Here is an 11375-nt window from a genome sequence, read left to right as displayed (position 1 = left end):
TTGGGCGCGACCGCGTCAATCGGGCTTCAACGGCTGCGCTGTGCAGCCGTCATTTCTTCCCGCGCCATGAAGCCGGGCCGCCGGGACTTTTTCAACAATGAAGTCCCGGCGGTCCGGCTTGTTCGTTGGCTCAATCAATTCGGGATCAGGCGCAAAGCCGCCGCCGGTGCTGCAGAACGACAACGAGGCGCCACGACACGCCGTATTGATGTGGACACGAAAGAAGACCTCTTCAAGCGACTGATGGCGCTAAACCTGCAGCCCGCCGCGGTGAAAAACGCTATTGAATACATAGCTGATTGCGTATATCAGGCGTGCGCAAAGCGCTTTTTATTCTTGAAATTTGAGCTGGTCATGTCATCCGTGAACCCCGGCCCTGAATCCGGATGGACGCTGGCGTCTGAATGCCTTTGGCGTGGAAATGCCTGGCTTGTTTCGGCCCTTGGGGAATAGGTCAAACGGGCTAACGCGTCATATTGTTAAAAGGGTTTCGGGATTCAATAATTCAGTGAATACCCAACCATAAGCGCTACAGCATGCACAACAGACCAATACCCGATGCCCGGAAATTGAGTGTCATCCTTCCATGCTTCAACGGCGCAGCTACCCTTGCAGTCCAGCTTGAAGCGCTCACCGTCCAGGACTGGCCGGGCGGCTGGGAACTGATCGTCGTCAACAACGGCTCGACCGATGATTCGATGGCCATGGTCGAGGCCTACCGGGCGCGGTTTCCCGTGCTGAAAATCGTCGAGGCGCATGTGCCCGGCACGCCCCGGCTGGGCGTGCCGCATTCCTACAACACGGGCATCCAGGCCGCCACCGGCAATGCGTTTGTCTTTTGCGAGGCCGACGATGAAGTCGCGCCAGGCTGGCTTGCTGCCATGGGCCGTGCCCTGACGGTGCATGACTTTGTACTGGCGCGGCTGGACCACCGCAAGCTGAACGCCGACTGGCTGCATCCGCCGCATGGCGAGGGCTACCAGTCCGCGGGGCTTTTTCGCATGCCGGTGGCCCCGCATTTTTTCTCGGCAAGCGCCTGTGGTTTTGGCCTGAGTCGCTCGATTTATGAAAAGCTGGGTCCGCTGAATGTTGATTTTCCTATCGTTCACGACGGGGAATATTGCTGGCGGGCGCAACTGGCCGGCTATGCACTGCACTTTGAACCCGAAGCGCTGGTTCACTACCGGGAAAAGTCGGCGCTCATGGCGCGGTTTCGCCAGGGGCAGAGCTGGGGGCGCGACACCACCCGCCTGCACCATCACTATCGAACGGCGATGGGCCGGCTCAGCCTGCCCCGGCATCTGTTTTCAATCGTGCGGTCGCTGCCTTCAGGCGCCAAGGCCTTGCTGTCGCGGGCCTTGCGGCGGCCCCAGGGAAAGGCCTTGCTGGCCGAGTGGATATGGAGTTTTGGCTGGGCCACTGGCAAGCTGCAGCTGATTTTGCAAAAGCCGGCGCTGTCTGCGCAACGAGGGATGGGGCTGGCGACAGCCGCCGCCGCTGTAACTGCTGCATCTGCTGCAACGGCGGCTGTAGTGGCCGATCAAGTGGCCTCTGGCTGAGCAGTGCCTGAAGATTCTGCAGCAGGGGCGGCTACAAATCGGTGCGCAGCTTCCAGATTTCCGGAAACAGCACCATGTCCAGCATCTTGCGCAAATAACGCACGCCGCCGGTCCCGCCGGTACCGCGCTTGAAGCCGATGACGCGCTCGACCGTGGTGACATGGCGAAAGCGCCAGAGCCTGAAGGCGTCCTCCAGGTCGGTCAGTTCCTCGCCCAGCTGGTACAGGTCCCAATACTGCTTCGGGTCGCGGTACACCGTCAGCCAGGCGCTTTGCACCGCATCGTTTTCCTGGTAAGCCTGGGTCCAGTCGCGCCCGGTATGGCTGGCGGGCACCGGCAGGCCGCGCCGGGCCAGGAGGCGCAGCGCTTCGTCGTACAGCGAAGGCGCTTCAAAAGCAGTTTGAACCAGCGCCAGCAGGTCGGGCCGGTGGGCATGGGGCTTGAGCATGGCGGCGTTCTTGTTGCCTAGCGCAAACTCGATGCAGCGGTATTGCGCGCTCTGAAAACCGCTGGAATGGGCCAGGTAGGGGCGAATGGCGCTGTATTCGGGCGGCGTCATGGTGGCCAGCACGTCCCAGGCGTGCACCAGCTGCTCCATGATGCGGCTGACACGGGCCAGCTTCTTGAAGGCGCTGCCGAGTTCGTCCTGTGCCACATTGGCAATCGCCGCATGCAGCTCGTGCAGCATCAGCTTCATCCAGAGTTCGCTGGTCTGGTGCTGGATGATGAACAGCATCTCGTCATGCGCCGGCGACAGCGGCTGCTGCGCGCCGAGGATGGCGTCCAGGTGCAAATAGTCGCCATAGCTCATGCTTCGGCTGAAGTCGAGCTGCGCTTTTTCTTCGCGAACAATGTCGGCGGGTTGGGCAGCTGGGTTCATGTCAGGTCACCGCCTGCTTCTGGTTGAACCGGGCTTGCTGCCATTCGCCGGTTTCCAGCACTTGCCGCAAATGCTCGACCGCCTGCCACACGTCTGCAAAGCCGATGTACAGCGGTGTCAAGCCAAAGCGCAGGATGTCCAGGTGCCGGTTGCCGTCACCGGCCCGGAAGTCGCCGATCACGCCCCGGGCAATCAGCGCCTGCACGATGGCATAGGCGCCTTCGGGGCGCGTCAGACAGACCTGCGAGCCGCGCTGCGCCGGGTCGCGCGGCGTCGCCAGCCCGAGGCCGTGGCCCGCGCAGCGCGCTTCGACCAGCGTGATGAACAGGTCGCTCAGCGCCAGCGACTTGGCGCGCAGGGCTGGCATGCCGCCCAGCGGTTCGGCCGCCAGCACGGTGTCCAGCCCGCAGTCGAGCGCCGTCAGGCTGAGGATCGGCTGCGTGCCGCACAAAAAGCGCGTGATGCCGGGGGCCGGGCGGTAGTCGGGTGTGAACTCGAAGGGCGCGGCATGGCCCCACCAGCCGGCCAGTGGCTGCCAGAAGCGGCTGGCGTGCTGTGGATGTGCCCAGGCAAAGGCGGGCGCGCCGGGGCCGCCGTTCAGGTATTTGTAGCCGCAGCCCACGGCGAAGTCGGCCTGCGCCCCGCTCAGGTCCACCGGCACGGCGCCGGCGCTGTGCGCCAGGTCCCAGACGGCGAGGATGCCGGCTGCGTGCGCGGCGTTTGTCAGGGCCGCCATGTCGTGCATCGCGCCAGTACGGTAGTTCACATGCGTCAGCATCAGCACGGCGACTTCGGCTGTCAGGGCACCGGCCATGTCCTCGGGCTCGACCAGCAGCAGGCGCAAGCCGCGTTCCCGGCACAGCGACTCGGCGATGTAGAGGTCGGTCGGAAAGTTGCTGCGTTCGCTGACCAGCACCCTGCGGCCGGGCGCATCCTCCCGGGCGATGTTGAGCGCGGCGCTCAGCACCTTGTAGAGGTTGACCGAGGTGCTGTCGGTGGCCACGACCTCGCCGGGCGCGGCGCCCACCAGTCGTGCAATCTTGTCGCCCAGGCGCTGTGGCGCATCGAACCAGCCGGCGCTGTTCCAGGAGCGGATCAGGCCCTGGCCCCATTCCTGGGTCACCGCCTCGGCCACGCGGGCGGCGGTGTTGGCAGGCAGCACGCCGAGCGAATTGCCGTCGAGGTAAATCAAGCCTTCGGGCAGGGTGAACTGCTGGCGCAGCGCGCGCAGCGGGTCTTGCGCATCCAGGGCGCGGCAGTCTTGCAGGGTGGGGGTCATGGCGCGAGGTCTTTCCGGGTTTTCAGGGCAGTTCGCGCAGGATGGCGCGCACCGGCGAGGCGTCGGCCTGCATCAGCTTGAGCGGCAGGGCGATGAGTTCATAGTCGCCTTCGGGCACGTCGTCAAGGACCAGGTTTTCCAGCACCCGCAGGCCGCGCTCCAGCAGCAGCTGGTGGCAGGGCAGGTGCTGGCTGGTGGCCGGATCGACGCTGGGCGTGTCGATGCCGACCAGTGCTATGTTTTTGCTAGCTAGCAGCGCAAGCGTGGCGGGCGACAAGGCAGTAAATGATGCCCATGACTGGCTGGCAGCGCGCGCGGTGCGCAGCAGAACGCGGGCGGGCAGGTTTTCAAGCGCGTGAGCAAGGTGCGCGGGCTCGACCAGCGGGCCGCTGTCCAGGCAATGGATGACGCGGCACGGCCCGAGGTAAGGCTGCAGATCGACCGCGCCAATCGCCGATGCGCCGCTGGCGTAGTGCAGCGGCGCATCCGCATGCGCGCCAGTGTGCGGCGACAGCGTGATGCGGCTGACGTTGACCGGGCAAACGGGCGAGAGCGAAAAATGCACGTGTTGCGAATAGGCGGTGTCGCCGGGAAAGACATCGGAGCGCTCGTCCACCACAGGCGAGATGTCCCAGAGTTTCAGGCGCCTGGCGGGGGCAGCAGCGGCTGCAAAAGGGGAAGCGGGTTGCGTCATGCGGCAAAGGTAGCACTTAAGAAAAAACCGTGGTGTCGGTTATTTCCAACTGATTTCGGGAAATCCGTCCTGACACGGCTGTGGGGCGGGCAGTTGCATGGCATCGGTGAAGCAGCAAGCCGGCGATGGGGTTGAAAAAAAAGGGGGCTTTCTTGACCCGCGTTTTGACCCGCTCCTGCGCCAAGCCTGCTTGCCTGCTATAGCGTCGTGACTACACTGGTCTGGATGATCCACCCTTCTGAGCCGCTTTTGCTGCAGCACCGGCCTGTTTCCTATTTCTGGAGCGGCGAGGCCATTCGTGGCCGAAGCGTCAGCAGCGTTGTGCTGTCAGGCATGCTTGATGTGCCTGTGCTCCCTGTAAGGCTGGTGGCCGACTGGGACAGGGACATATCGCTGCGCCTGGGCCTGGCCCCCGGAGACGTCGAGACCTTGCCATTGCCGCGCGCCCGGGCGCGTTGGCCAGACTACCGGCAGTGGGTACAAGCGGTGTCCGACTGGACGGCCATGCCTGGTTTGCCTGACCTGTTGGCCACCTGTGACGTCGCCCTGATGGCCTGCCGGGGCGCACGGTACCACCATGACGGTGCGCAGTACGGCGGCGCTGCATTTTGCAATCTTTTTTTGAGCGACGACAAGGGCCTGGACCTGCATTTCCCGTCAAGCGGCCATCGGATTCCCCTGACCCGGGGAACGGCGGTGATCTTCGACACCGGCCAGCCGCATGCGGTCATTGCGCGCGACAGCAGCGGCTTTGACGCGGCCGATTTCCCGCCCGGCCGTGACTGCACGCAGGTATTTCTGACCTGGGAATTGCCCATCGAGCAAGCCGATGTGGCGCACGCACTCGGGATTGACTTCGACATCGGTACAGCGTCTTCGCTGCTGATGGATGAGGAGCAGGTCTGGCTGAACGGCGCACGGGCCGAGGTGTGTCCAGCTTCCGGTCGCTGGCGGCGAGCTGATTAAGCGGCAGACCAAAAAATTGTCAGTTTCGGCCCTTGACCTGATGGCGGGTATATCTCACAGGCCATAGATCTTGGAAAGCTGCGCGGAGCGTTTATTTTATTGAGCGGTTGTCGCAGAGCCTTCAAGTTGTCTGGCGTTTGACTGCCATGGGCTGGTTCGCGGGGTTCATGATTTTGGCAACAATGGGCGAGAATCGCCATTTGCACGGCCACCGGGCTGCGTCGTTATACATTGACCCATACACAACAAAGGCATCCCATGACATCGAATGAAAAAGTGGCCCTGGTGACCGGCGCTGGCACCGGCATCGGCAGGGCGGTGGCGCTGGCGCTGCTGCGCGAAGGCTATCACGTGGTGCTGGCCGGGCGTCGCATCGAGCCGCTCAACGAGGCGGCGGCGGCGTCGGGCAGCGACCGCGCCTTGCCGGTGGCCACCGATGTGAGCCTGCCCGCGTCGGTCGATGCCCTGTTTGCGACCATCAAGCAAAAGTTTGGCCGCCTCGACGTGCTGTTCAACAACGCCGGCGTCAATTCACCACGCGCCAGCTTTGAAGACCTGAGCTATGACCAGTGGCAAAACGTCGTCAATATCAACCTGACCGGCTCATTCTTGTGCGCGCAAGGCGCCTTCCGGCTGATGAAGGACCAGCTGCCGCAGGGCGGCCGCATCATCAACAACGGCTCGATCTCGGCCCATGCGCCCCGGCCAAACTCGGCGCCCTATACGGCGACCAAGCATGCCATCACCGGCCTGACCAGGACGATTTCGCTCGACGGGCGAAAGTACAACATCGCCTGCGGGCAGATCGACATCGGCAACGCCCTGACCGAGTTGTCCGCGCGCATGGCGACCGGCGTTCCACAGGCCAATGGCGAAATCGCCATCGAGCCGATGATGGACGCGAGCGAAGTGGCAAATGCGGTAGTGCACATGGCCGCACTGCCGCTGTCCACCAACATCCCCTTCATGACCATCATGGCGACGAAAATGCCGTTTGTCGGCCGGGGCTGATGCTGCCGGCAAAGCATTTCACCAAACATCCTTGACGGCTGCACAGCGCAAGTAAGCGGGTGCTGCGGTCTGGCAAGATGATCTGGATCAAGGTGATTCAGGATGACCCGCAACGCTGCGGCGCTCGCCACTCTTACAATGAGAATAATTATCATTTAATAAAGTGCGGCAACCATGACTTTGGCCCATTTCCCCTCTGGTACGGCAGACATCGGACTCGACGAATTGCCACGACGGCTGCCCGCGCAGGTGCTCAGGCTGATGCCGGCAGGCGATGCAGAAGAGCGTGAAGTCTTGTTGCGCCTGCTGGAAATCGGCTTTCTGCCCGGCGAGCCGGTGCAGGTCATGGCGCGGGGTTTTCCGGGCAACGACCCGCTGGCAGTGCGGGTAGGGCACACGACGTTTGCGCTGCGCAGCCATGAGGCCGCGCTGATTCGCGTCGGTCCGCTGGCCGCTGTTGCTGGCTGCGCTGCATGACAGCGGCTGGCACTGCCATGGGTGGTCCGCTTCGGGTGGCGCTGCTGGGCAATCCCAACTGCGGCAAGACCGCGCTGTTCAACCTGCTGACGGGCAGCCGCCAGAAGGTTGCGAACTATGCCGGCGTGACCGTCGAGCGCAAGGAAGGCCGGGCGTTGACCGCCTCGGGCCAGCGCGTGATGGTGCTTGATCTGCCCGGCGCCTACAGCCTGAACGCCCTGAGCGCCGACGAGGCGGTGACCCGCGACATCGTCATCGGCCGGCGGCCCGGCGAGCCGTTGCCGGACCGGCTGGTGTGCGTGGCCGACGCGACCAACCTGCAGCTCAACCTGCGGCTGGTGCTGGAAGCGCGGGCACTGGGGCTGCCGATGGTGCTGGCGCTCAACATGAGCGATGCCGCCCGGCGTGCCAACATCGTGATCGACCGCGAGGCGCTGTCGCGTGAACTGGGCATACCGGTGGTCGAAACCGTCGGCGTGCACCACGACGGCGCCCGCGAACTGTTGCATTTTTTGGACGACTGGCCGGGGCAGGGCGCGAACGCCAACAGCGCCGCCGCCTGGCAGGCGCCGACCTTCGATCAGGTCATGGACACCCAGCTGGAGGTGCGCCGCATCATGCGCCTGGCGGTGCAATCTCCCCCAGACAGCCTGCATGCCAATGACCTCATCGACCGGGTGGTGCTGCATCCGCTGTGGGGCATGGGGCTGCTGTGCGTGATCTTGTTCCTGATGTTCCAGGCCGTGTTCAGCTGGGCCACGCTGCCGATGGCGCTGATCAAGTCGGCCGTCGATGGCCTGTCCGGCCTGCTGCGAAGTCATGTGCCCGAAGGCGTGCTGCAAAGCCTGCTGACCGACGGCATCCTGGCGGGCGCGGGCGGCGTGCTGGTGTTCCTGCCGCAGATCCTGATCCTGTTCCTGTTCATCCTGGCGCTGGAGGATTCGGGCTACCTGCCGCGCGCGGCCTTCCTGCTCGACCGGATGATGGGCAGCGTCGGACTGTCGGGCCGCTCCTTCATTCCGCTGCTGTCGAGCTTTGCCTGCGCGATTCCCGGCGTGATGGCGACGCGCACGATTACCCACTGGCGCGACCGGCTGGTAACCATCATGATCGCGCCGCTGATGACCTGCTCGGCACGGCTGCCGGTGTATGCGCTCTTGATTGGCGCCTTCATTCCCGAACGCACAGTGGCGGGCATCTTCAACCTGCAGGGGCTGGTCATGTTTGCGCTGTATGTTGGCGGCATTGCCAGCGCCATGGCGGTGGCAGCGGTGTTCAAGCTCTGGCGCGGCCATGCACGGCCCACGCCGCTGATCATGGAGTTGCCTGCCTACCGTGTGCCCAGCCTGCGCCAGCTGGCGATGGGGCTGCAAGAACGAGCGGCGATTTTCCTCAAGCGCGTCGGCGGCATCATCCTGGCACTGACGGTGATCCTGTGGTTTTTGTCCACGTTTCCGGCACCGCCGGAGGGCGCTGTCGGCCCGGCCATCCAGTACAGCCTGGCCGGACGGCTGGGGCACGCGTTGCAGGTGATTTTTGCGCCCATCGGTTTTAACTGGCAGATTGCGATTGCACTGGTGCCAGGCCTGGCCGCGCGCGAAGTGGCCGTCGGCGCGCTGGGAACGGTGTATGCGCTGTCGGCCACGGGTGAAGACGTGGCATCGGCATTGGGGCCGGTGATTGCCCACAGCTGGTCGCTGGCCACGGCCCTGTCGCTGCTGGTCTGGTATGTGTTTGCGCCGCAATGCATTTCGACCCTGGTCACGGTGCGGCGCGAAACCAACAGCTGGCGCTACGCCTTTTTCATGGCGGGCTACATGTTTGGACTGGCCTATGGCGCCAGCTTGATCACTTATCGACTGACTTTGTGGTGGGGAGGTGCTTGAGATGTTGCAGCAATGGATTGCCGGAGTCATGGTGGCTTTCGCCGCTGCCTATGCGCTGTGGTACTGGCTGCCTGCCGGCCTGCGGCGACGGCTCGGGCGGGTACAAAAAAAGCTGGGTGAAAAACCCGGTTGCGGCGCTTGCAGCAGTTGCGGCGGCTGCGCCACGACGGGAAAACGCCCTGCAGCGGATGGCGCTGAAGGGCAACGCCAGCCGCTGTGGATGAAGCCGGATCGTTAACGTCGGGACTTTCAACGCTATTGCGTTGCTACAGGCGTCCGAGCAGCAAGAATTCCATCAGGGCTTTTTGCACATGCATGCGATTCTCCGCCTCATCCCAGACCACCGATTGCGGGCCGTCGATCACCTCGGCTTCGACTTCTTCGCCCCGGTGCGCCGGCAGGCAGTGCATGAACAGCGCATCGGGTTTGGCGGCGCGCATCATGTCGCTGTCCACGCACCAGTCGGCAAAGGCTGTTTTTCGGGCTTCGTTTTCCGCCTCGTAGCCCATGCTGGTCCAGACGTCGGTGGTGACCAGGTCGGCGCCGGCGCAGGCCCGCATCGGGTCCTTGAAGACCTGGTAGCTTTCACTCGATCGGATGCCGGCGATCGACTGGTCCACCTCGTAGCCGCCGGGCGTGCTCAGGTGCACCTTGAAGCCCAGGATTTCGCTGGCCTGCAGCCAGGTGTTGGCCATGTTGTTGCCGTCGCCGACCCAGGCCACCGTCTTGCCCTGGATGGAACCCCGGTGTTCAATGTAGGTGAAGATGTCTGCCAGGATCTGGCAGGGGTGGAATTCGTTGGTCAGGCCATTGATGACCGGCACCCGCGAATGCTCGGCAAAACGCTCGATCTTGGTTTGCTCGAAGGTGCGGATCATCACCAGGTCGACCATGCGGCTGATGACCTTGGCGCTGTCCTCGATCGGCTCGGCGCGGCCCAGCTGGCTGCCTTCGGTGGTCAGGTTCACCACCGTGCCGCCCAGCTGGTACATGCCGGCCTCGAAGCTGACGCGGGTGCGGGTCGAGGCTTTCTCGAAAATCATCACCAGGGTGCGGTCGATCAGCGGCTGGTGCCTTTCGTAGGCCTTGAACTTTTTCTTGATGAAGGCCGCCCGCTCGAACAGGTAGGCATAGTCATCGGCGCTCAGGTCGCTGAACTGCAGGTAATGCTTGAGCGGTGTAGGGGGACCGGACATGCTCATGGTTATGCACCTTCCTGCAGCAGTTGCTTGATCAGCGGACACAGGATCGCCACGACTTCATCGGCCTCGGCCATGGTCATGATGAGCGAAGGCACCAGGCGGATCACGGTGTCGGCGGTAACACTGATCAGCAGGCCGTTTTCGGCAGCGCGGCCAACCAGTAAGCCGCAGGGTTTCGTCAGTTCAATGCCGAGCATCAGGCCAAGACCGCGAATTTCCCTGAAGCCTGGCAAGCTGCCGAGTTCCCGGGTGAACGCGGTCCGCAAATGGTTGCCCACCATCACCGCATTGGCCATCAGGCCTTCTTCTTCCATGATGCGGATGGTTTCCACGCCGGCCCGCATGGCCAGCGGATTGCCGCCAAAGGTCGTGCCATGGTTGCCGGGCGCAAAGATATGCGCGGCCTTGGGGCCGGCGACCACTGCGCCAATGGGCACGCCCGAGCCCAGACCCTTGGCCAGCGGCATGACATCGGGCTTGATGCCGGCCCACTGGTGTGCAAACCATTTGCCGGTGCGCCCCATGCCGCACTGCACCTCGTCGATCATCAGCAGCCAGTCGCGTTCGTCGCACAGGGCACGCACCTGTTGCAAATATTCGTTGTCCATCGGGTGCACGCCGCCTTCGCCCTGGATGGCTTCAAAAAATACCGCCACCACGTTTGGGTTGCCCTCTGTGGCCGCTTTCAGTTCGTCGATGTTGTTGATCGGCACGCGAATGAAGCCTTCCACCAGCGGGCCAAAACCGGCCTGCACCTTCGGGTTGCCGGTGGCGCTCAGCGTGGCGATGCTGCGGCCGTGAAAGGCTTTTTCATAGACCACGATCTCGGGGCGCTCAATGCCCTTGTCGTGGCCGAACTTGCGCGCCAGCTTGAGCGCGGCTTCGTTCGCTTCCAGGCCGGTCGAGCAGAAAAAAACGTTTTCAAGACCCGACAGTTCCACCAGTTTGGCCGCCAGCGTTTCCTGCAGCGGCACATGGTAGTAGTTGGAACTGTGGATGATCTTGCCGACCTGGTCGCGCAATGCGGCCACCAGTTTTGGATGGTTGTGGCCCACCGTGTTGACCGCAATACCGCCCAACGCATCAAGGTAGGACTTGCCGTTGACATCCCAGACACGGCAGCCCTGGCCATGCGAGAGGGCGATCGGCAAGCGGCCGTAGGTGTTCATTACATGCGGGGAGGCAGCTTCGATGTGATCAGAAAGGGCGGCGGTCATGGAAAACTCCGGGAAATTGGCAAACGGCAAGTTGGCAGGGACAAAGAATCAGCGCGTTTAAATTGATTTTAGGCGCACTCTTCACAGGCCTTGTTGACGATGTCGCATCACTGTCATGCACCCTCGGGAAATCAGCGCCAAGTGTCGGTACGGGTTCTGAGTCTTATATAAGATAGAATTGTTGTGCGGCGCAGCATGGGGTTT

General features: G+C 63.2%; 12 protein-coding genes. 7 read left to right on the top strand and 5 right to left on the bottom strand.

Annotated features, from left to right (window positions below):
* Nucleotides 1–66 precede the first annotated feature (66 nt).
* Nucleotides 67–453: a hypothetical protein gene (locus IWX85_RS06280; protein ID WP_196869136.1), complete on the top strand. Its 387-nt coding sequence runs from the start codon at nucleotides 67–69 to the stop codon at nucleotides 451–453.
* A gap of 83 nt (nucleotides 454–536) precedes the next feature.
* Entirely contained in the window at nucleotides 537–1559 is a 1023-nt protein-coding gene (locus IWX85_RS06275) for a glycosyltransferase family 2 protein (protein ID WP_196869135.1), read from the top strand.
* Nucleotides 1560–1590: 31 nt separating this feature from the next.
* Here IWX85_RS06275 and kynA read toward each other — a convergent pair whose 3' ends face one another.
* From kynA to kynB, 3 genes are read right to left on the bottom strand one after another with little or no spacing between them, the layout of a single operon-like run.
* Entirely contained in the window at nucleotides 1591–2439 is an 849-nt protein-coding gene (gene kynA / locus IWX85_RS06270; protein ID WP_196869134.1) for a tryptophan 2,3-dioxygenase, read from the bottom strand.
* Between the two features lies 1 nt (nucleotide 2440).
* Nucleotides 2441–3718 carry a kynureninase gene (gene kynU / locus IWX85_RS06265; protein ID WP_196869133.1) on the bottom strand — a complete coding sequence of 426 codons (1278 nt, stop codon included), beginning with the start codon at nucleotides 3716–3718 and terminating at the stop codon, nucleotides 2441–2443.
* 22 nt (nucleotides 3719–3740) lie between these two features.
* On the bottom strand, nucleotides 3741–4412 hold the full coding sequence (kynB, locus tag IWX85_RS06260; protein WP_196869132.1) for an arylformamidase: 672 nt from the start codon (nucleotides 4410–4412) through the stop codon (nucleotides 3741–3743).
* Between the two features lie 225 nt (nucleotides 4413–4637).
* Between kynB and IWX85_RS06255 the strand changes: the two genes are divergently transcribed.
* The 5 genes from IWX85_RS06255 (at nucleotide 4638) to IWX85_RS06235 (ending at nucleotide 8990) form a co-directional block, all read left to right on the top strand.
* Complete coding sequence (locus tag IWX85_RS06255) at nucleotides 4638–5378, top strand: hypothetical protein (protein ID WP_196869131.1); 741 nt, start codon at nucleotides 4638–4640, stop codon at nucleotides 5376–5378.
* Nucleotides 5379–5636: 258 nt separating this feature from the next.
* Complete coding sequence (locus IWX85_RS06250; protein ID WP_196869130.1) at nucleotides 5637–6389, top strand: SDR family oxidoreductase; 753 nt, start codon at nucleotides 5637–5639, stop codon at nucleotides 6387–6389.
* Between the two features lie 174 nt (nucleotides 6390–6563).
* Nucleotides 6564–6866 (top strand): FeoA family protein, encoded by a 303-nt coding sequence (locus IWX85_RS06245; RefSeq protein ID WP_196869129.1) that lies wholly within the window; start codon nucleotides 6564–6566, stop codon nucleotides 6864–6866.
* A complete protein-coding gene (locus IWX85_RS06240) occupies nucleotides 6863–8752 on the top strand; it encodes a ferrous iron transporter B (protein ID WP_196869128.1) in 1890 nt (629 codons plus the stop codon). Before IWX85_RS06245 ends, IWX85_RS06240 begins: the two co-directional genes overlap by 4 nt.
* A gap of 1 nt (nucleotide 8753) precedes the next feature.
* Nucleotides 8754–8990, top strand: coding sequence for a hypothetical protein (locus IWX85_RS06235; RefSeq protein ID WP_196869127.1), 237 nt, complete (start codon nucleotides 8754–8756; stop codon nucleotides 8988–8990).
* 28 nt (nucleotides 8991–9018) lie between these two features.
* On the opposite strand, the gene argF is transcribed toward IWX85_RS06235, so the two are convergent.
* The gene (gene argF / locus IWX85_RS06230; protein WP_196869184.1) at nucleotides 9019–9948 is read right to left on the bottom strand and encodes an ornithine carbamoyltransferase; all 930 of its coding nucleotides are present in this window, start codon (nucleotides 9946–9948) and stop codon (nucleotides 9019–9021) included.
* A gap of 8 nt (nucleotides 9949–9956) precedes the next feature.
* Complete coding sequence (locus IWX85_RS06225; protein ID WP_036813554.1) at nucleotides 9957–11171, bottom strand: aspartate aminotransferase family protein; 1215 nt, start codon at nucleotides 11169–11171, stop codon at nucleotides 9957–9959.
* Nucleotides 11172–11375: the final 204 nt, after the last annotated feature.

The sequence above is a fragment of the Polaromonas sp. CG_9.11 genome (assembly GCF_015752225.1).
In the GTDB taxonomy this organism is placed as follows: Bacteria; Pseudomonadota; Gammaproteobacteria; order Burkholderiales; family Burkholderiaceae_C; genus Polaromonas.
The sequence above is the reverse complement of the archived record's forward strand: the minus strand, read 5'-3'. Positions and strand labels throughout refer to the sequence as shown.

Excerpts from the sequence above, each read along its gene's own strand:
- IWX85_RS06225 (WP_036813554.1), bottom strand. The coding sequence starts at position 11,171 with ATGACCGCCGCCCTTTCTGATCACATCGAAGCTGCCTCCCCGCATGTA.
- IWX85_RS06240 (WP_196869128.1), top strand. The coding sequence starts at position 6,863 with ATGACAGCGGCTGGCACTGCCATGGGTGGTCCGCTTCGGGTGGCGCTG.
- IWX85_RS06255 (WP_196869131.1), top strand. The coding sequence starts at position 4,638 with ATGATCCACCCTTCTGAGCCGCTTTTGCTGCAGCACCGGCCTGTTTCC.
- kynB (WP_196869132.1), bottom strand. The coding sequence starts at position 4,412 with ATGACGCAACCCGCTTCCCCTTTTGCAGCCGCTGCTGCCCCCGCCAGG.
- IWX85_RS06235 (WP_196869127.1), top strand. The coding sequence starts at position 8,754 with ATGTTGCAGCAATGGATTGCCGGAGTCATGGTGGCTTTCGCCGCTGCC.
- IWX85_RS06245 (WP_196869129.1), top strand. The coding sequence starts at position 6,564 with ATGACTTTGGCCCATTTCCCCTCTGGTACGGCAGACATCGGACTCGAC.
- kynU (WP_196869133.1), bottom strand. The coding sequence starts at position 3,718 with ATGACCCCCACCCTGCAAGACTGCCGCGCCCTGGATGCGCAAGACCCG.
- IWX85_RS06250 (WP_196869130.1), top strand. The coding sequence starts at position 5,637 with ATGACATCGAATGAAAAAGTGGCCCTGGTGACCGGCGCTGGCACCGGC.
- IWX85_RS06275 (WP_196869135.1), top strand. The coding sequence starts at position 537 with ATGCACAACAGACCAATACCCGATGCCCGGAAATTGAGTGTCATCCTT.
- kynA (WP_196869134.1), bottom strand. The coding sequence starts at position 2,439 with ATGAACCCAGCTGCCCAACCCGCCGACATTGTTCGCGAAGAAAAAGCG.
- argF (WP_196869184.1), bottom strand. The coding sequence starts at position 9,948 with ATGTCCGGTCCCCCTACACCGCTCAAGCATTACCTGCAGTTCAGCGAC.
- IWX85_RS06280 (WP_196869136.1), top strand. The coding sequence starts at position 67 with ATGAAGCCGGGCCGCCGGGACTTTTTCAACAATGAAGTCCCGGCGGTC.